General features: G+C 42.0%; 13 protein-coding genes and 3 pseudogenes. 5 read left to right on the forward strand and 11 right to left on the reverse strand.

Features of this window, described 5'->3' with window-relative positions; genetic code table 11:
* Positions 1 to 206 precede the first annotated feature (206 nt).
* Positions 207 to 1,481 (reverse strand): type II toxin-antitoxin system HipA family toxin, encoded by a 1,275-nt coding sequence (locus A3GM_RS0109445; RefSeq protein WP_018363127.1) that lies wholly within the window; start codon positions 1,479 to 1,481, stop codon positions 207 to 209.
* 3 nt (positions 1,482 to 1,484) lie between these two features.
* Positions 1,485 to 1,802, reverse strand: a complete 318-nt coding sequence (locus tag A3GM_RS0109450) for a helix-turn-helix domain-containing protein (protein WP_009434262.1) — start codon at positions 1,800 to 1,802, stop codon at positions 1,485 to 1,487.
* Between the two features lie 783 nt (positions 1,803 to 2,585).
* On the opposite strand from A3GM_RS0109450, the pseudogene A3GM_RS11200 reads away from it, so the two are divergent.
* Both A3GM_RS11200 and A3GM_RS0109465 read left to right on the forward strand, forming a co-directional pair.
* Positions 2,586 to 3,816 (forward strand): annotated as a pseudogene (locus A3GM_RS11200) (site-specific integrase).
* Between the two features lie 25 nt (positions 3,817 to 3,841).
* The gene (locus tag A3GM_RS0109465; protein ID WP_018363128.1) at positions 3,842 to 4,309 is read left to right on the forward strand and encodes a DUF1896 domain-containing protein; all 468 of its coding nucleotides are present in this window, start codon (positions 3,842 to 3,844) and stop codon (positions 4,307 to 4,309) included.
* Positions 4,310 to 4,564: 255 nt separating this feature from the next.
* On the opposite strand, the gene A3GM_RS11800 is transcribed toward A3GM_RS0109465, so the two are convergent.
* The 9 genes and pseudogenes from A3GM_RS11800 to A3GM_RS11815 form a co-directional block, all read right to left on the reverse strand.
* On the reverse strand, positions 4,565 to 4,855 hold the full coding sequence (locus A3GM_RS11800) for a hypothetical protein (RefSeq protein ID WP_025830141.1): 291 nt from the start codon (positions 4,853 to 4,855) through the stop codon (positions 4,565 to 4,567).
* A 209-nt stretch (positions 4,856 to 5,064) separates the two neighbouring features.
* Positions 5,065 to 5,688: a hypothetical protein gene (locus A3GM_RS11805; RefSeq protein ID WP_018363130.1), complete on the reverse strand. Its 624-nt coding sequence runs from the start codon at positions 5,686 to 5,688 to the stop codon at positions 5,065 to 5,067.
* Between the two features lie 59 nt (positions 5,689 to 5,747).
* Positions 5,748 to 6,323 carry an RHS repeat-associated core domain-containing protein gene (locus tag A3GM_RS11810; protein WP_238299377.1) on the reverse strand — a complete coding sequence of 192 codons (576 nt, stop codon included), beginning with the start codon at positions 6,321 to 6,323 and terminating at the stop codon, positions 5,748 to 5,750.
* A gap of 53 nt (positions 6,324 to 6,376) precedes the next feature.
* A complete protein-coding gene (locus A3GM_RS11210) occupies positions 6,377 to 6,784 on the reverse strand; it encodes a hypothetical protein (RefSeq protein WP_044124487.1) in 408 nt (135 codons plus the stop codon).
* Between the two features lie 269 nt (positions 6,785 to 7,053).
* Positions 7,054 to 7,785: a hypothetical protein gene (locus tag A3GM_RS0109495; RefSeq protein ID WP_018363133.1), complete on the reverse strand. Its 732-nt coding sequence runs from the start codon at positions 7,783 to 7,785 to the stop codon at positions 7,054 to 7,056.
* Between the two features lie 639 nt (positions 7,786 to 8,424).
* Positions 8,425 to 8,778, reverse strand: a complete 354-nt coding sequence (imm40, locus tag A3GM_RS0109500) for an Imm40 family immunity protein (protein ID WP_018363134.1) — start codon at positions 8,776 to 8,778, stop codon at positions 8,425 to 8,427.
* 32 nt (positions 8,779 to 8,810) lie between these two features.
* Positions 8,811 to 9,131: a DUF2147 domain-containing protein gene (locus tag A3GM_RS0109505; RefSeq protein ID WP_018363135.1), complete on the reverse strand. Its 321-nt coding sequence runs from the start codon at positions 9,129 to 9,131 to the stop codon at positions 8,811 to 8,813.
* Positions 9,132 to 9,313: 182 nt separating this feature from the next.
* Positions 9,314 to 9,730 (reverse strand): annotated as a pseudogene (locus tag A3GM_RS11460) (RHS repeat-associated core domain-containing protein); the annotation flags it as partial.
* A 605-nt stretch (positions 9,731 to 10,335) separates the two neighbouring features.
* Positions 10,336 to 10,547 (reverse strand): annotated as a pseudogene (locus A3GM_RS11815) (transposase); the annotation flags it as partial.
* Between the two features lie 419 nt (positions 10,548 to 10,966).
* On the opposite strand from A3GM_RS11815, the gene A3GM_RS0109510 reads away from it, so the two are divergent.
* From A3GM_RS0109510 to A3GM_RS0109520, 3 genes are all read left to right on the forward strand, one after another.
* On the forward strand, positions 10,967 to 14,974 hold the full coding sequence (locus tag A3GM_RS0109510) for a hybrid sensor histidine kinase/response regulator transcription factor (RefSeq protein WP_044124965.1): 4,008 nt from the start codon (positions 10,967 to 10,969) through the stop codon (positions 14,972 to 14,974).
* Positions 14,975 to 15,202: 228 nt separating this feature from the next.
* Positions 15,203 to 16,417 (forward strand): glycoside hydrolase family 5 protein, encoded by a 1,215-nt coding sequence (locus tag A3GM_RS0109515; RefSeq protein ID WP_026216181.1) that lies wholly within the window; start codon positions 15,203 to 15,205, stop codon positions 16,415 to 16,417.
* A gap of 27 nt (positions 16,418 to 16,444) precedes the next feature.
* A complete protein-coding gene (locus A3GM_RS0109520) occupies positions 16,445 to 19,621 on the forward strand; it encodes a SusC/RagA family TonB-linked outer membrane protein (protein ID WP_018363138.1) in 3,177 nt (1,058 codons plus the stop codon).
* Positions 19,622 to 19,644 lie beyond the last annotated feature (23 nt).

Raw genomic sequence — 19,644 nt, forward strand, 5'->3', positions numbered from 1 at the left:
ATTCTATTATACTGTCATATTATTATAACATCATCAAGGCATATTATAATTGTTTATGACTTGATGGTGATTGTAATTTCTACTATCTTTTAAAGCTAACTCCGTCAGTATTAAGGTCTTCTTCTGTCTGTAGCTCATTTCTTTCCACAATACTGTAATTGTTTTCTTTAAGCTTTGCAAGAAGTAACAGACCTATTGGTTTGACCTCATCGATGAAGTCCTAATCCATATTGAAATTCCATACCTTTTTCAAATCTTTCCGTGAAGTATTTGATTTCTCGTCGGGGAAGTCCTATATTTTCTGCCATATTCTCCCAATACTTCATGTTTCTTGTTACATCCATTATAATCCCTCTTGCGGTTATTTCATCCAGCATATAAAGCTCATGGGCATTGTAAAGGCTGTTGAGAGAACTATCGTTTGTGTTGGTATCGATAAGCAATGCTTGAAATATACCATTTGTAGGGTTCATGTCGTATGCAGGAGATAATTCCCAACCCTCCCTTCCAAGCAGGAACGAATGATTTCTAAAGTGATCGTCTGTATTACCAATACAGATATTGAAGGCAACTCGCTTGTATAGTTCTTCTAAATTAGCCTCTATATGGTTGCCACCTCTTGAAATGATAAAATCCACAATATCCAAATAGCCTTTTCCTGTTCTTTGTCCGTCGCCATCAGTGAAGCCAAGGACGGTGAGAGAAGAAGCTATGTGGATTCTATTGTTCTCTTCGGTTCTATCAAATCTCTTAGAGAGAAGTATATCCTGACCAGTCCCTGCCCTAATTACCTGTGTTTCGGCAACATTGATACCACATTCCTTAGCCATCAGATGTGCGAAGTGTTCCCATCGAGATACATTGATGTTGTCATTGATGGAAGGGAATTTGGCAAGATAAAGATGACCGTCACTCTGCACACAAGCCTTTGGGCGTGCTCCACCCATTGAGGAACCAGGTTGAAAAAGCCTTTGTACCCACTTCTTTTCTGGTTCCAAATGCTTATACTCACTTTTCTCTATCTCTTTAGCAGCTTGTAAAAGTTCGTCAATGTGTATGGCAGGCGGAACGCTGTAACCAGGCGTAGAGCTGATAAATGCTCCGCTATCTAGGTCCTGAAAGCGAAAACCACCCATACGCAGCTCATCTTCCACGCCTTTGAGATAGTCCCAATCAGATAAGGTATGGCTTGCTTTCCCTTCTGTCTCAAGTGAAGTACGCAAGTCTATCAGTCGCCGCCCCCATCTGTCAGGGAGAGCATCAGAAAAACAACCGAAGATGTGGTTATCTCGGCTATATTGTACCCCGGGATATGGGCGGAGGTCTTGCCCAAAGTAAATTTTAGGAAAGGTTTTGATCCAGTTTTTATCAAACTCAAAAGAAAATACGTCAGAGCCTCTTAGGTATTCATGCCCAAGAGTGCCTACCTTCTCTTCCTTATCCATCCAGTCGAAATTGGCTATCACATCTAATTTTTCCATGTGTTATCTTTTTGAAGCTCGTTTCTTATTCTTAATACCTAGGTCCTGTACCATGTGCCCCAGCTTATCGTCTTTAGCCAAATGGAGTATATCCTCTTCAAGCTGCAGGGCATTGAGTACTCTCATTACCACACCAAGAGATACTGTAGGCTCACCCTTTTCTAAACGTGAGAGAGTAAGCCTTGTACATTGCGCACGTTGTGCAACCTGATCCATTGTCAGATCTCTTCGTAATCGGGCAAGGCGGAATTGCTCTCCTACTACATTCAACTTCTCTTGTAGTGCTCTGGTCATCCAGTTGGCTTTGGTGAATTTTGTCATAATGTATCTTTTGTAGTACAAAGATACGATAAAAAGTTTAGTTTATAATACTTTATTTGTTTTTCTTATATTTATTTGATAACCTTTATTTCAAAGTTAATCAAATATAAAGTTTTGCCCCACTTTTTACCCCACTTTTTACTGATGTAAAATAAATTCACTACAGAGTTAATTTGAAAAGTAAAATAACCGATTTCTTGAACCCCTTGTTTTTGCCCCACTTTTTGCCCCACTTTATTTTACGAAGTATTAGAACCTAAGTTATCAATAAATAAAATATCATATCAAATTATATCAGTAACTACTTGACGTTCTGATAATTTTGATATGATTTGATATAAATCTTTAATGATTTTGTATAGAAGTCCACTTCCCTCTCTCCGCTTTAGGTACTCTGAACAGACCAACAGAGAAATCCTAACAAAAACGTAAGTATCATAGCTACAAGTAGTTATGATACTTTTCTTTTATATCTATTCTTCTTATCAGAGTACGTACAGAGGGGGTAAATACTCCCTAAATACTCTACAATGGCTACAATCTGGCTACACTTTTTGAGGCAAAATAAAAATTGTAGCCAAGAGTTCGTACTGAGCACGCATAGAGTACACGCAAATTGCTGTTATTCAAATAAATATGTCGAACTTTGTAGCGTGGTTACAGAAGTTTATCCTGCTAAAAATTCAATCTTTTGGCTACAATTCTATTAGAAGCTGGCTACAATTATTAAATTTTGGCTACAACTTTCCTTGCCATGGCTACAATTAAACAACAGCAGCGCAAATGAAAACCATTTTCAGAGCAGTCTTCTATTTAAGAAGCAACTATGTGAACAAGGAGGGTAAAACACCCGTGATGTTGAGAATCTATCTCAACAACGAACGACTTTCCATTGGCTCAACAGGTATTGCCGTTCAGCAGTCGCAATGGGATAGTGAAAAAGAACGACTGAAGGGAAGGACTACAGAGGTTCTTTCTACTAATCTCGAATTGGATAACATCCAAAGCGGATTGCAGACCATCTTCAAAAAGTTGGAAATGACAGATACCATTTCTTTGGAGCGTATCAAGTCGGAGTATCTGGGTAAGAAAGAAGAGGTAGAAACTATGATGACACTCTTCGATAAGCACAACAAAGATATTGCCAAGCAAGTGGGCATATCTGTAAGTGCTGCCACCTTTCAGAAATATAATGTCTGCAAACGACACTTTATGACTTTTTTGCAGGATAAGTACAAACGTTCGGACATACGCTTGTCTGAACTCACCTATATCATCATACACGATTTTGATATTTATCTTCGCACAGTAGTTGGTCAGAACCCGAATACAGCTACCAAGACAATGAAGACTTTCAAGACAATTACGATTTTAGGAAGAAAAATGGGCGTAATCCATCACGATCCTTTTCTTAATCATCGCTTTCACCTTGAGCCAGTCAATCGTGGTTTCTTAACAGATGAAGAAACTTTAAAGATAGTCAATAAGAACCTGCATACAACGTTTGGAATTGGTTCGTGATTTATTCGTATTCTCGTGCTTCACAGGTTTAGCGTACATTGATGTAGCCAACCTTACTCCCGAGAACATTGTTACCCTTGATGACAAACGATGGATAATGACAAAACGACAAAAGACGAGTGTTGCAACAAATGTTCTTTTATTGGATATTCCGAAGAATATCATCGAAAAGTATAGTGGCAAGACCTATCGTAATGGTAAACTTTTCCCAATGCTAACTAATCAGCGAACCAATTCATATCTGAAGGAAATTGCAGATATTTGTGGCATTAAAAAGGACCTAACCTTTCACATGGCTCGCCACACATTTGCAACAATGTCATTGAGTAAAGGTGTTTCAATGGAATCAGTTTCTAAGATGCTGGGACATACCAATATTAAAACTACACAAATTTATGCCCGTATTACCAATAAGAAAATAGAACACGATATGGAACAGTTGGCTGGCAAGTTAGACAAGTTCAAAGTTGCTATGGGCATCAACTCAAAATAATGTAAAACCCTAAACCAAGAAGATTATGACAACAACAAAGAAAGAACTTTCTTACTTCCGTTTGAAGTTAGAGACTTATCTTAGTGAGCATTTCCCTGAAATGCTGGCTGACAAATCATTCATAACGTCAAGAGCCGATGAAGCCCTTACTGCCTACTGTGATGTAGTAGCACAAGGCTTTTCTCATCCAGAGGCAGAGGTAATGGCAAGCGAAGTTCTGTATCAAGGACTGCATTTCTCCAAGTACGACACCCTTGTTTATGTCTTAGAGAATGAGTTCGAGAAAGAACTCCCTTCTCCTCTTCCTGAAAGACTAACACCAATGCTTCTGAAGAATAAGGCTGTGCAAAGCGTTTTCGACAAGTATGAACTGACAGACGACTTTGGTGCAAGTCCAGAGTATGAGAAACTCTACACCGAACTGACAGGGACAATCGTTCTGATCATCGAGGTTAATGGTCTGCCAACTGTCGATAGTGAGAACATGACTTGATGTAATACCATCGGGAGCTTTTGTAGTGTCAAGAGCCAAGATAAACGCTCCACTCCACACGACAAAAGTTTTGCAAACACTTGTCTTTGTGTAGTCTGCGCATCTTGTAACTGCTCTTGAACTATTAAAAGCTCCGATATGAATACAATCATCATGAATCAAGATGTCCACACACCTGCCTTCATCAAGGCAGACGCATCGAACAAAATCGATAATAGTATCCTTCGACGAGTATGGGACATGGTTAGGATCTTTCTATTGAATCGTCTGATCAAACTTACCGTTACAATCTCGAACAACTATTTTTCGACGATATAACTTCTTCATGCGGATTTCATCCCATAAATGATTTTTAGCATCTTTCCATTTGATTAAGAAGAAATAGCAGGTATCGGTATTGTTGAATAGATAATTGCCATCTATGGTAAACAACGAGTCTGGATATACGATGTCACCTTGGACATCAATACCATTCCACAACGTCACCTTAGAAGGATAGAGGTCACTATCAATAGGCAAATATGCAGGTTGCAATAGACAATCCACACTATCAATCGTATCGTAGTGGGAGGCACCTATAAATAAGGTGTCATTCGTACGATTCGTGAAAATGGCGATAGTCCTTGAATCACATATAGGGATGCATGAAGAGACCAAACTAAGAATGATCGCAATACCACCTAACAAATTTCTATATTTCTTATCTATTTTCATATATTTTAGTTTATCTATTTTCATATATTTTAGTAAGTGATTTAAATACATCCACGTGGTTTAGCCATCATCATTCCCTGCATTTGAGCAAGTACCATCTTCCACCAATTAAAGGTACTAATATTTTTTATTGGATAATCAACTCCCCCTATCCAGAGACCTCTAAAATGACCTTTTGCAAGGTAGTTGGCCCATGTCTCTGTCCAATATTTATGATGGGAAGATGAGAAGAATGTTGCATTGGCGAAACTTTCTGGAGCGATTACATGCCAATATGCTGCAGGGCCAAACATACGATACTGAAGGATATGTCCAAATTCATGTTGCATCATAGCTTGACCAGCCCTTTGACCACTAGTGAAGACACCTTCTCCAGCAATGATTCCACGCTCAGGGACAGTAACTGCTCGATAATGATAGTATCCATCAGATTCTGGAGTAACTAAACTACCAAGTTTCTTGGTTTCAAACACATTTACACCTTCGAATTCTCCTACGTATTTTCCAGTAACGGTTTTTTCATTGAGATTAAAGCCTGATGAATTACAATTTGAACAGGCATATGCACCAGTTATGTCAATGTTTGTCTTCCCTGTCCAGAAGTTCGTGCCTTTGTCTAAAGCATCAAGACCACCAATTAGACCTCCAACAATACCGCCTTCCAAAGTTCCTAAGCCTCCAGAACCTAAGCCGGCAAGAAGACCTTTTCCAAAGCTGTGTCCATCTAACCAAGAATTGCCTGCATTATTAATAAAACCACCAGCAAACCCAGCGCTAGCACCCGAAGCACAGCGCCTGCAAGGAATCCCGTAGAAGAAATTCCCTTCGCCAATCCTGCGGCTCCAGTCCAGAAGTTACCACCAGCCATAGCAACGTTCACTCCCGACGCTAATCCTGCACCAACAGCTCCGGCAACAGCTCCAGTGACGAGGTGCCCAAGTCCTTTCGCATTAAACTGGAATCCATGTGATGCCCAATTGAAAACTCCTCCAATAGCTGCCCCTATGATAAGGTTCCAAAAATCCCCACTTGGATCCGTATATTTCAGTGGATTATTCAAACAATAGCTGTACCGGTTGAAGTTCTGGCTGTTGTCCGGCATCTGAACATAGTTGTCCGGGCTGAAGAACCGGCCAAGTACAGGGTCGTACAAGCGGCCGTTCATGTTGATGATGTCAAACTCACTAAGCATCTCGTGTCCTGTGTAACCACGGTGCAAACCTATGGTGTTGAGTGTTACCGTCTGCTTGCCCCACGCATCGTATGAAGCATCGAAGACTTTCGTGCCCTTCTCATCCATAACGTAAAGGATGCTGTCCAAAATGTCCGTGAAGGTAAGATTGCATACATTCTTTAGTCTCCATTTTTGATAACAGTCTGCTTGAATTCTTTTGCTTCTCTATCGTAATAGACCGAATTCCATAAGTCGTTAAATTCTTTTTCGGTTATCATATTTATACCCATCTTTTTGAAATCTTCCAATTCGCAATTTGTATCCAGCCAATAACCATAATTTCTATCGTCTGGCATTTTTACAATAATCCTACCATCTTTAGCAAATCCAATTTCTCTGTTTGCAATATGATTTACCACATCGTCATATTCAATAAACCATAGAGTAACATCCTCTATTTTATCATCAAAATCAGGATTTGCACTGAGTGGAGCGATCATCTTATGCAGCAAACGACACCATAAGCTTCGTTTTGTTTTATTGTTCTGCTTTTTTTCTAATGACCACTTTAAAATAAAATATTTCATAAATTGTACTACTTAATATTTAACGAAACCAGTGCCATGAGTCTTCATCATTTAATCGCCATTTATAATGAATATGTCCTGGATCAGCAGTGCGCCAATTGTCATAAGGAAATTTTGTATTTCTATATCCTACCATTTGCTCTTTTGTAAGTCTTTTACTACGTTTTGGCGAGCACTGAAAGCAGCAACTACTGCATGCACTGCTACACTTTTCTGTAGTAACAAATGTAAGCGTAGTTGGCTCCTTAATTAATGGTTCTATTTCCATCCTATTTTGTAATTTCAATTTGTTTTTGAATTCTATTGAAGAGTTGTTTTGTAGCTTTTGCGTCTTTATATGATAGATAGTATGTATTCCCATCACTCTGTGTAAGTTGTATAAAAAAATTATCTGAATGCGTGAAGAGTATTACGTCTTTTCCGTCTGTAGTACGAAAGTGTCCCAGACAAGTCTCTCCAAGTGCGAAGCCATTTGTTTTAATGCTAATTTTGGGAAGCGATTGGCATAATTTCGCCTCACTTATTTTACATAGTGGTATGTCAAGACCGTACAAACCAGAAATTTCCATTCTATCGTCTAAAAGAATTACTTTGAGATCATTTTGAGATGAATACAATATGGGCAGGCAAGTAAGGCCAATAACCAACAACATGGTAATAACCATTGCGAGCTTTCTCCCTTTTTTCTTAACTATAAGCTTTCGACGGCTATAAGCTAATAGTGCAGCAAAGCTAATGGGGAGGACTAAGAACAGGTAGTAAATAATCTGTAATCCGCTAATAATTCCTACGATTCCACCAATAAGTGTTACTATGTTAGCAGCGCGCATGTATTTATGCAATAGTCTAAGCCACGCTTTGTCATATTCTCTCTGTTCAGGTTCCTCACTCAATTCGAATCCTGATATAATGTTTGGATTCAGAACAGCCAGTTTCATACAACCATAGTTAATTCCAACTACGGATAGAAGTATTGCTGACAATATTATCACATTTGCCATATATCAATAATGTTTACTTTAGTATAAAATGTAAACTATATGTAAAGTTAATCCTTTTTCCCGAAATATGCAAGCATCAAGCAGAAACGCAGCAAGACTTTAAACAATGATAACGTTTTGGTTTAAAAAAAACGTTAATAGTTCTTCGCGTTTTGAACATAAAATAATAGTTTACCAGACAGTTTCGTCAATTTCTCAGAGCAAGGAGCAATTTGTTCCTATTTTTTGTGTAATCCACGACTAACACATTGGGAAGTGCTTGATAACACACACAAGATAGCCTATTTTGAGGTCGCAAAAATTGCACCTGCGACACAGTGATTATAGGTGGATCTTTATATAACTGCATTGACAGTGTAGATGTTTTTTTAGAAGCGAGTAATGGCACTGCATTTTCTAGTTTTACCAGTATTGACGAGTCCGGACTTTTGAATATTCATGGAAATCTCATTTTACCAGACTCGATTTGCAGAACTACATATTCGTCATTGTTTAATCACAATCATACAGAATAGTATCAGAGAGCCATCCTCCAAATTCTCCTCCATAGTAATCACCAGCAATTCCAAGAAGAACGGGATCAGAGCCAGAACCAACCAATCAGCCAAGAGCCGCACCGTCTATTCGGCCAGTATTCGATTATTCTAATTGATCTTCAAGGACAAAGGAAAATAAAGGTCTATCACAAGAATGATTTTTAAAAGTCCTTATGTAAGATTCGGATTTATTACAACTGTTTTGCACATAATTGTAATATGACTCATTTGGAGTCCTATCATAATACCAATTATCATCTGAGTTCTCTATAGTAGAATTATTCATACTATATACATCACCACCTAAGATTGGAATCACTAAAAGTTTGCATATTTGCACTATTTTAAGTGCTTCTTGGTATGGAAAAGCATAGCCTTCAATACCTAAATTCTTCAAGGAATAATATTCAGAAATATCATTATCTTGAATTATTGAGATTATATCTTTCTTTTTCATTAAAAGGAACTATATTATATACGATTAACAGCTTATTTAATAGGTACAAAACGACTAACGTCGCCCCACTGATTTTTCATAACGAGCGTATCCTTGCGAAATGAAATATGTTGTACGATAGTTGTTCCGTCAGCGTCTATAGTCATACTATCGCCTGCAAACTGATAAGGTATTGCCACAATAGGATCTTCATCAATATAATACAAACTATCCTTGTCGATTTGGAATACAGCAACCTTATCATCACTTGTTGCCCAAGTCCCAAACAATCGGGACTGAAGACTATGCTGAGGCGAAGATGCCATGCAAGACAGCATAATAAAAACTACTATTGAAATAAAACATTTTTTCATATTTGAATATCTTATGTAATATATAACTCAATTGTTGAATATAGTATAATTGTGTAGTCTCTTTTTTAAATGAGACTATCAATTTTTGATTCTATAATTAGTACTGCCTGATTTCTATATGAAACGCAGGATCATGAGAATTAAATGGATCTAATAATTTTGTCACTCTACTAGATAGCGCACTGTGAAATGCTGATTATTGAGGCTGGATAGAGCGTGAAGTTATCCGTCTCGTGGAACGTGATTCCCTGCGGTGCACCATTGATATACACTTCCTCCATCGTACCGTAACTCTTCATAATACGTTCGCGGCAGCGTTATAAGTATAACGACTTGTCTTGCCGTTATCGCTTAAGACCATGAGTCGGTTGTCTTCATCCCAATACATCTCCCTCGTGGTGTTGGTACTATCATTTGTCACCAGCGTTGGATTACCATTAGCATCATAGGTGTAATGATCGTGTCCAATCTGTATTGGAAGCCGTCGGGTGGTTGCTGTCCTCATATTTATAAGCGAAGTTATAAGACTTGGCAGTCGTCGTTGAGTCCACCTTCTGCACCTTGGTCAGCGGCTCACTCATCCGTCCTAACGACATCACCATATCATACGATGCACCCTTTGCCTAAATGGTATTTCTTGTGCAAAAAGATTAGCATTTACTAATAATAAGGTGGCCAAAATACCAATTTTAGAAGATACATTCATTGTAGTAGTTGGTTTTTAATTTATTGAGACAAAATTATAAAAAAATAATAAGATTTACATAACCATTTTTAAGTTTTAACATTACATAATAGAAAAAAGTGGATAACAATGTTAGCACAAAAAAATTGTGTAGCTAAAAAATAAAGAAGATAGAGGTTATAGTTAGAAGGACATTCATATAACAATTTTACTATCTTAGGAAAACTACTAACTATTGAAATCTACTAATATAGTTACTTTAATGACAGCAATTCTCCTTTTTAAAATATGAGATTTTACCGATATCTCAATAATATAATTGCATAATATACTCTATTAATATGAGATTTACAGCTATACGCAAGCGTACAAATATTTAGATTTGACCCACTTTTACTTATTGTAAAATATTTTCTCAAAACCTCACAAGTTATGAAATAATGTAGGTATTTTGAACCCCCTAAAATTTGACCCACTGCTTGACCCACTTTTGTACGTTGTCAAACAAAAGTGCATGCGAAAATGTCCGTATACGGTTTTGCAATGAAGAACCTTTGCTGTGAAGAACGATGAAACTGGAAGCATATACCATAGACAACCAGTCTTAAGCTTATAAAGAATGTATGGAACTACCTCTGACAGTCTACTTTGGCAAATATATCCACGTTTTGCAACTGATAAATGAGGTAGAATTTCATTTTTATTGTATCTTTGTCTAGTACTTTGTACATGAGAGGAATTTGAGGCTTGGTTTGCTAATACAAAGATAAGAAATCCTCTCGATTTTAACAAAACAAAAAGTCAAGACAACTTCAATATAAAAAAAGTAATAGGAATCATTATAGGGCTTGCCATCGGCTTCTTCCTGGGTATCGACGATCTGATAACCCGTCTTTCCAGGACCTTCGATAAGACAAGGTAGCAGCTTTACTATGGAAGCGACAACGTAATGCGCAGGGTGGAGAGCTTGAAGGGACTCGGCATAACGCCGAAGAAGCAAACCAAGGGACTGGAAGAAATTAATACATTGGACCGATAAATGAAAAATAAAGGCTTATCATATTTCCTAAGATTACAGGTTGATTTCCTGTGGCTCTTGTGCATGGTGCTGTGTTCTCAGCTCCATGCTCAGGAACATTTGACCCGCAATATGCTGATGTTGTCGAATCTCAATACGGACAATGGACTCTCCAGTGCCCGTGTGTATTCGATAGTTGAGGCTGAGGATGGTGCTATGTGGATCAGTACCAAGCGAGGCGTTGACAGGTACAATGGTCAACAGGTACGGAACTATACCTTGGCTACGGATATGCAGTTTAGTGATGCCAGTGGTAGAAACATCAAGTTGACTAAGGATAGCCAACAACATATCTATGCCTATGATAATAAAGGAAAGATCTATATATATAATAAGGTGAAAGACACATTCCAACTCCAGGTCAATCTGACGAATGTACTTGGAGGAAGTGTGGTGCTCAATGACTTGTTGGTTGATGACAAGGGATGCTTTTGGATGGCGTTAGATAGGGGCGTGTATATGATGGCTCATCTATCTATTGCTGGTAGCAAAGACAAAACAGCGTATAACAAAGGAAAATACATTCTGAAGAACACATATGTTAATCATATCCGATTCTTCGGCAAACAATTATTGATAGGTTCTCCTTCCGGAGTCTTCGCCTATTCACAAAATGCAGCCCAGCCTCGATTGCTCTTGCGAGGGTATTCCGTGCTTTCTTCTTATCACGACGTGAAGGCTCATCAGATATGGTTGGGAACTTTCCATCGTGGCATTCTCTTGCTCGATGACAGAACATGGAAGCCATTGTCTTCTCTCACGCAATTCTCATCCTTATCAGATATTCCGCTCATCCCTGTTCGTTCCATTATCCACTACGATGCAGCCACCATCTTGATGGCGGTAGATGGAGCAGGTGTCTATGCCTACGACAAGAAGACTTGTAAGACGAATCTACTTTTGAATACGGATGGCAGACCGGAAAATATATTGCATGGCAATGGCGTCTATGCCCTTTGCAAGGACCATCTTGGCGACCTTTGGATGGGCTCCTATTCAGGAGGTGTGGATATGGCTATTCCTATGGAGCATACCTTGGAGTTTGTGCGCCATGAGTATCTCAACAGCCAGTCGCTTATCAATAATGGTGTGAACGATGTTATGCAGAGCGTGGATGCACAGGGTCGCAATAGCAAGATATGGTATGCTACCGACAAGGGGGTGAGCATCTATGACGAGCAAACCCATCTGTGGCATCATTCCCTATATAATAAGGTGGCGCTTACCCTTTGTCAGACTGCCGATGGCAAGGTCTTGGTGGGAACCTATGGTGATGGCATCTTTCAGGTTCATGCCGATGGAAGCAGTAATCGGGCTTACTCTGTGTCGAATGGCAAGTTAAAGACCGACTATGTGTATAGCATTTTCAAGGATAGCGAAGGAGGCTTGTGGATAGGTTGTTTGGATGGAGACTTGGTACATATCCCATCATCATTAGAAAAGAATGGAAATGTGGATAACTCCGTTAACTACTTGCCAATCAATGAAGTTCAGAGTATCGTGGAGTCTCCTGATAAGAAGATTATTGCGGTGGGAACGACCCATGGATGTTATCGTATCGACAAGCGAAGCCTTCGTGCCAGTCGATTCTTCTATCCGTCGGAATTTCCGTCAGTCGATTATAATTTCTTTGTCAATGCGATGGATTTTCAGGATGCACGGCATATCTGGATAGCCACCGATGGAGGAGGCTTGTACCTCTACGATTGGCAGAAGCAACAGGTTAAGAACTATACCATCTCGCAGTCTTTGCCTTCCAACACCGTCTATGCCTTGGTCAAGACTCCCATTGGCAAGGTGTGGATGAGTACTGACAAGGGACTGGCTTTCATCGATCATGGAAAGGTGACCAATCTCAACTTCTTCAAGGGATTGGAGCGGGAGTACAAGCGTATGGCTGTGGTCCGAACCCAAGACGGGCGAATGATATTCGGAAGCAGTGAAGGAGCTGTGGTCTTGGCATCCAAGTTTGCCAGGGGATTGAGCTACAAGGCTCCTCTTCATATCACGGGTGTTGAGGTGGAAGGAAAGACTTTCGATGAGGCTAACCAACTGGAAGATTGGCATGCAGAACTCTTCGAGATGTTGCAAGAAGGAAAGATGAGTTTCTCTCATGATGAGAAAACCCTCATCGTGCATTTCGAGAGCATCAACTATCCGTATCAGCACGACATCCAGTATCAGTATTACCTGGCGGGGTATGACCATCAGTGGAGTGTGCCTTCTGCCTACCAGCAGGCTCGTTTCGCCAATTTGCCTCCTGGCAGTTACACCCTGCATATCAAGGCAAAGGGTAGGAGTAACGGACGCATATTGGGAGAATCCATCTTGCACATTCATATCGCCCAACCATGGTGGAACTCTTGGTGGGCATGGATTGCCTATCTCTGTATCTTAGGTGCTATAGTCTATTTCGGCTGGGATTACTACAGAGAGCGTTTGCATCGCAAGTACTACGATGACAAGATCAACTTCTTTGTGAATACCGCCCATAACATCCGTACCCCTTTGAGTCTTGTGTTGGCTCCTCTTGCCGACTTGGCGAAAGATACTACACTGGGCGATAAGAGCCGAAAGTTCTTGGAGATGGCACTGCGTAATGGCGACAAGCTTCTGAGGATGGTGACCGAGTTGCTTGATTTCCAGAAAATAGCCGTAGTGAAGACACAAGTCCACATGCAGAAAGTGGAGCTGTCTGTTCTCTTGCGTCAGCAGGTGGATAAGTTCCAGATGTCAGCCCAGGAGAAACATATCAATCTTCGGTTGGCAACCTGTGGACAGCATACCTTCTCTACCGATCTTTCTATGATGGATCTGATATTCGAGAATCTGCTCTCTAATGCTGTAAAATATACGAAGGTGGGTGGAACCATCACCATCTCTGCTTCGCTTGATGAGGTTGGTAAGCAAGTCAGCATCCAGGTAAGCGATACCGGCATTGGTATCCCGAAAACCGAGGCCAAGCATATCTTCCAGAGTTTCTTTCGTGCCTCCAATGCAGTCAACTCTCAGGAGATGGGCAGTGGATTGGGCTTGATGCTTACTCGCCAGCTTGTGCAGAAACTGGGAGGAAAGTTAACGTTCGAGAGCGAGGAAGGCAAGGGATCTGCTTTCTTGGTTGTATTGCCTGATAACGGATATGTTGATGTTTCCGTTTCTTCCAAGCCATCAAGTTTGCCAGAAACTTTCGATAACTCCGTGTCTACTAATGAAAAAATAAAATCAGAAGAATCGCTTAAGGACACGCTCCTTTTTGTCGATGATAACGACGACCTCCGTCAATACATCCGTATGGCTTTCGCAGACCAATACCATGTGGTGGATGTGGAGAGTGGTGAGGCTGCCTTGAAGTATCTGTCAGAGAATGGTGAGTGTGACATCGTGGTATCGGATGTGATGATGCCGGGTATGCAGGGCGACGAACTCTGCCGTAGCATCAAGGAAAACAAGGAGATCAGTTGGCTGCCTGTCATCCTCCTAACAGCGAAGGCAGGGCGCGACTTCATGATAGAAGGTCTAGACCTTGGAGCAGACGATTACATTGCCAAGCCATTCGACTCTGCCATTCTTGCCAGCAAGATAGCGAGCATGTTGAAGAACCGTCGCCATCTGAGTCAATACTATATAGAGCAAAGTCTCGCCATTGTCAGAGGAGAGGACTCTGGGAAATCGTCTCAAAAGAGCCTGTTGCCAAGCGAACCTTCCGTGCCATCCGCTTCCGATGAAAAGAATAAATCTTCCGATGAAAAAGAACCGGAATTGGATCCGATGGACCAAGCTTTCGTTGAGAAAGCAACCCGTCTCGTCCTCGATAATCTGAGCGACACCAACTTCAACATCGACCGCCTTTGCCGAGAAATGGCGATGAGCCGCACCCTCTTCTATGGCAAGTTGAAGACTCTGACAGGACAAGGACCGCAAGACTTCATACGACTCATCCGTTTGGAGCAGGCAGCCCAGTATCTGAAGCAAGGCGATAGCGTCTTGGATGTCTCTGTGAAGACAGGATTTGTAAACGTAAAGTACTTCAGTACAGTTTTCAAGAAGCATTTCGGGGTGTCACCTAGTAAGTATGAATAAAATGAGCAGTGTAAATTGCTGGCAAAGAAAGTAAAAATACTACTGTCTGATATTCAGTTAGTTAGATACAAATGTAAGGTTTCAAACCTGGAGATAAGTTAGATTTGAAACCTTTTTTGTTTGCATTCTAACCTAGTTTTTTTCCTCTTTTCTATACTTTTGTAGCCAAGTTCAAACAATTACTCGCAATAAATAAACAATTAAGTATAAACAACAATAAACTTAATAATGAAAAGGAACCTTTTGAAAGTCTACTTGCTATTTGTAAGTATGTTTACTGTATTTTCTTGCAGTGCTAGTCCTTCGGTGGTGGATACGCCTGATACAAGCGAATCGATTCCTACCGCCAAGCAATGGAACAAGGATGTAGTAGGTTGGAATCTCGGCAATGAATTCGAGTGCTCAGCTCCTGGACAGGATGGCGAGTCGATGCAGATTGGCAACCCTGACGGTTCCATCCATGCAGAGACAGCTTGGGGCAATCCCGTTGTCACCAAAAAGATGATACAAGCCGTGAAGAAGGCAGGTTTCAATGCTATCCGTATTCCAATCCGTTGGCAGTGCCACATCACCAATGCTCAGGCGATGAGCATCGACAAGGCTTGGATTGCTCGTATCAAGGAGGTAGTGGGTTGGTGTCTGGATAATGACCTCAAGGTTATCATCAATGCGCATCATGAAAAATGGCTAGAAGGTCGTCCTACTTATCAATATAAGGATGAAAACTGCCAAAAGCTTGCGCTCCTCTGGATGAATATCTCCTCTGAGTTTGCCAATTATGACAGCCGCTTGGCTTTCGCCGGAACCAATGAGGTTCACGTCAGGGATACCTGGAGCAAGCCTACTGCCGAGAACCTCGAAGTGCAGAATGCTTACAATCAGATATTCGTGGATATGGTTCGTGCCACAGGCGGCAACAATGCCAAGCGCCACCTCATCTTACAGACTTACGTTTGCAACCCTTGGTTTGGCATCGAGAATGGAGGATTCATCATTCCGAAGGATGCCGAAGGCAATGGCAACAACTATATGAGTGTGGAATTTCACTACTATCAGCCATGGAGCTACGCCGGCGATTGCACCTACGATTACTGGGGTGATGTCTACAAGGATGCTGGCAAGATACCTGCAGAAAACGAGAAGACGATGACGGATTTCTTCGACAAGGTGGTGAATACCTGGAGCAACAAAGGACTGGGTATCGTTATAGGAGAATGGGGAGTAACCGATCACTATAAGTCAAACTCAGAGAAAGTACATGAAAACATGACCTACTACTGTAAGTTCTTGACTACGGAGGCTCGCAAACGAGGCTTCTCTACTTTCGTTTGGGACAACAACCACTTCGGCAACGGCTCTGAGAAGTATGGCATCTTCGACCGTTTCAAGAGTATGAAGGTGAATGCTCCTTGGATTCTCGAAGGAATCTTTGGGAAAGAATAATGTTAAACTAAAAACAAAATATCTATTATGAGAAAGAAAACCATGTTTCTCGGCCTGTTCGGTGCAGGTTTGATGTGGATGCCTGCTTCTGCCATCCTCGCTGCTCAGATGAGCAATGCTGCTATGAGCGTTCAGCAGAACCAAGGCATCAAGGGTACAGTGGTGGATGCCACTGGCGAAACCTTGATTGGTGCAAGCGTAAAGGTGGCTGGTACAACAAATGGTGCCGTTACTGATATGGATGGTAACTTTACACTGAATTGCAAGCCTGGAGCTACACTCGAAGTGAGCTACGTCGGTTACAAGACGATGACCGTGAAAGCTGCTAATGGTATGAAAATCAAGATGCAAGAGGATGGTAAAGCCTTAAATGAGGTAGTTGTCACCGCCCTCGGTATCAAACGAGACCGCAAGGCTCTCGGCTATGGCTTGGAGGAAGTGAAGGGTGAGGAACTCAGTAAGGCAAAGGAAACCAACGTCATCAACTCTCTTTCAGGTAAGGTGGCTGGTCTCGTCGTGCAGAATACGGCTGGCGGTGCTTCTGGTTCTACCCGCGTGCTCCTTCGTGGTAATACAGAAATGGCAGGCAACAACCAGCCTCTCTACGTGGTGGATGGTGTGCCTTTGGATAATACAAACTTTGGCAGTGCTGGTGAAAGTGGCGGTTATGATCTGGGTGATGGAATCTCTGCCATCAACCCTGATGATATTGAGACGATGACCGTATTGAAAGGTCCTGCTGCCTCTGCCCTCTATGGTAGCCGTGCTTCCCACGGTGTTATCTTGATTACGACCAAGAAGGCGGAGAAGGATAAGATTTCCGTGGAGTACAATGGTTCTTACACTGTCGATACCCAGTTGGCTAAGTGGGACGACATCCAGGAGATATATGGTGCTGGCTACAATGGCGAGCTTCCTGCATCCAGCACCTCTGGCACCAATGCTAGTTGGGGACCTAAGGCCGATGATTTCATGTTCAAGTATTTCGATGGCGAGGAGCGTCCATTCTTGATGCACCCTAACAACGCCTCCGATTTCTTCCGCACAGGTTTCACCACTCAAAACTCTGCCATCCTCTCTGTTAATTCCGGTAAGACGGGTATGCGTTTTTCTGTTACCGATATGCGCAACAAAGACATCCTGCCTAACACCAATATGAGTCGTGACAACTTCAACCTCCGTGTTAATACCTCCGCAGGTCCTGTTGACTTCGACTTTACCGCCAACTATACTCGTGAGAAGGTGAAGAATCGTCCTGCCCTTGGCGATTCCCAGAGCAACGTGGGTAAGAACCTCATGACTCTGGCGGGTACCTACGACCAGGCTTGGTTGAAGCACTATGAGGATGCCGACGGCAACTATTCCAACTGGAATGGTAACGACCAGTATAACAAGAACCCATATTGGGATCTCTATAAGAACAGCAATACATCCGACAAGGACGTGTTCCGTTTTACGGGTAAGGCCATCTGGAACATCGACAACCACCTCAAGTTGCAGGGTACCATCGGTACCGACATCAACAGCATGAACTTCGAGGACTTCATCGCCAAGACAACTCCAGGTACTCCTGCCGGAAAGCTTACCGACCAAATCTTCAACAACCGCACACTCAACGCCGAGATACTCGCCCTCTACAACAACTCATGGGGCGACTTCGATATCAATGCTACCGCTGGTGGTAACATCTTCAAGGTGAACAACAAGACCACTACCAACGTCGGTCTCAACCAGCAGATGAATGGAATACAGAACATCATGAACTATCAGGAGCAGAATACTCGTGAGAGCATATATAAGAAGCAGATTTCTTCCCTCTATGCCAGTGCGAGCCTCGGCTACAAACATACTTACTATCTGGAGGGAACCCTCCGTGGCGATAGGTCATCTACGCTCCCTACCAATAACAATACATACGTATATCCTTCGGTATCTGGTAGTTTGGTATTCTCCGAGTTTATCAAGAACAAGAAGTTCATCAATTACGGTAAGATTCGCGCATCTTGGGCAAAGGTAGGTAGCGATACTGATCCATACCAGTTGGCACTCAACTACACCACGGGCAAGTACAGCTACTCGGGTTATACTATCGGTATGATAGCCAACTCAACACAGCCAAACAAGGACTTGAAGCCTACTATGACAGCTTCTTACGAGGTAGGTTTGGAGATGAAGTTCTTCAACGGACGCTTGGGTTTGGATGCCACCTATTACAACCAGAACTCCAAGGACCAGATTTTGAGCTTGGCTTCAACCACCACCTCTGGCTATGCTTACCGCCTCATCAATGCCGGTGAGATTCAGAACCAGGGTATCGAGATTGCCCTCAATGCCCGTGCCTTGCAGATCAAGGACTTCGCTTGGGACTTGGGGGCCAACTTCTCGAAGAATACCAACAAGGTGAAGTCGCTCACCAATGGCATGGACTACTTCGAGTTGGCGAAGGCATACTGGTGCGGTGTTTCTGTTGGTGCCAAGGTAGGAGAGAACTATGGAGCCATCCGTGGACACGACTTCCTCTACAACAACAAGGGACAGATGGTTGTCGATGCAGCTACTGGTCTTCCAAAGGTTGACCAAAAAATCAAGACCATAGGCAACTCTTCTTGGGACTGGACAGGTGGTTTCTACTCAACCTTCAGTTACAAGAACTTCCGCCTCTCTGCTGCATTCGATGTGAAGGTAGGTGCCGACATCTACTCAATGTCCATGCGTTCCGCATACCAGACAGGTAAGGCAAAGGGAACATTGGCAGGTCGTGAGGAGTGGTACACTTCCGAGGAGGCTCGCAAGGCTTCGGGTATGGACCTTGGCACATGGCGTGAAGCAGGTAACTGCAAGGGATTTGTCGTAGAGGGTGTCATCGACAATGGCGATGGTACTTATCGCAAGAACGACATCGCCGTGAACCCTGAGGATTACTGGAAGCATGTGGCAAATGGCGTGCAGAGTGCCTTCGTTTACGACAACTCTTATGTGAAGTGTCGTGAGATTATTTTCGGCTATACCTTCCCAGAGAGCATCCTGGGCAAGTATATCAAGGGCTTGACCGTATCCTTCGTGGCTCGTAACCCATTCATTATTTGGAAGAATATTCCTAACATCGACCCAGACTCCAGTTACAATACCTCTGGTCTCGGTCTGGAATATGGCTCTCTACCATCTCGCAAGAGCTATGGTTTAAACGTGAACGTGAAGTTCTAATCTCGAAAAAATAAATCAATTTC

The sequence above is a fragment of the Hoylesella nanceiensis DSM 19126 = JCM 15639 genome (assembly GCF_000379965.1).
Classification (GTDB): Bacteria; Bacteroidota; Bacteroidia; order Bacteroidales; family Bacteroidaceae; genus Prevotella; species Prevotella nanceiensis.

Excerpts from the sequence above, each read along its gene's own strand:
- A3GM_RS0109445 (WP_018363127.1), bottom strand. The coding sequence starts at position 1,481 with ATGGAAAAATTAGATGTGATAGCCAATTTCGACTGGATGGATAAGGAA.
- A3GM_RS0109450 (WP_009434262.1), bottom strand. The coding sequence starts at position 1,802 with ATGACAAAATTCACCAAAGCCAACTGGATGACCAGAGCACTACAAGAG.
- A3GM_RS0109465 (WP_018363128.1), top strand. The coding sequence starts at position 3,842 with ATGACAACAACAAAGAAAGAACTTTCTTACTTCCGTTTGAAGTTAGAG.
- A3GM_RS11810 (WP_238299377.1), bottom strand. The coding sequence starts at position 6,323 with ATGGATGAGAAGGGCACGAAAGTCTTCGATGCTTCATACGATGCGTGG.
- A3GM_RS11210 (WP_044124487.1), bottom strand. The coding sequence starts at position 6,784 with ATGAAATATTTTATTTTAAAGTGGTCATTAGAAAAAAAGCAGAACAAT.
- A3GM_RS0109495 (WP_018363133.1), bottom strand. The coding sequence starts at position 7,785 with ATGGCAAATGTGATAATATTGTCAGCAATACTTCTATCCGTAGTTGGA.
- imm40 (WP_018363134.1), bottom strand. The coding sequence starts at position 8,778 with ATGAAAAAGAAAGATATAATCTCAATAATTCAAGATAATGATATTTCT.
- A3GM_RS0109505 (WP_018363135.1), bottom strand. The coding sequence starts at position 9,131 with ATGAAAAAATGTTTTATTTCAATAGTAGTTTTTATTATGCTGTCTTGC.
- A3GM_RS0109510 (WP_044124965.1), top strand. The coding sequence starts at position 10,967 with ATGCTGATGTTGTCGAATCTCAATACGGACAATGGACTCTCCAGTGCC.
- A3GM_RS0109515 (WP_026216181.1), top strand. The coding sequence starts at position 15,203 with ATGAAAAGGAACCTTTTGAAAGTCTACTTGCTATTTGTAAGTATGTTT.
- A3GM_RS0109520 (WP_018363138.1), top strand. The coding sequence starts at position 16,445 with ATGAGAAAGAAAACCATGTTTCTCGGCCTGTTCGGTGCAGGTTTGATG.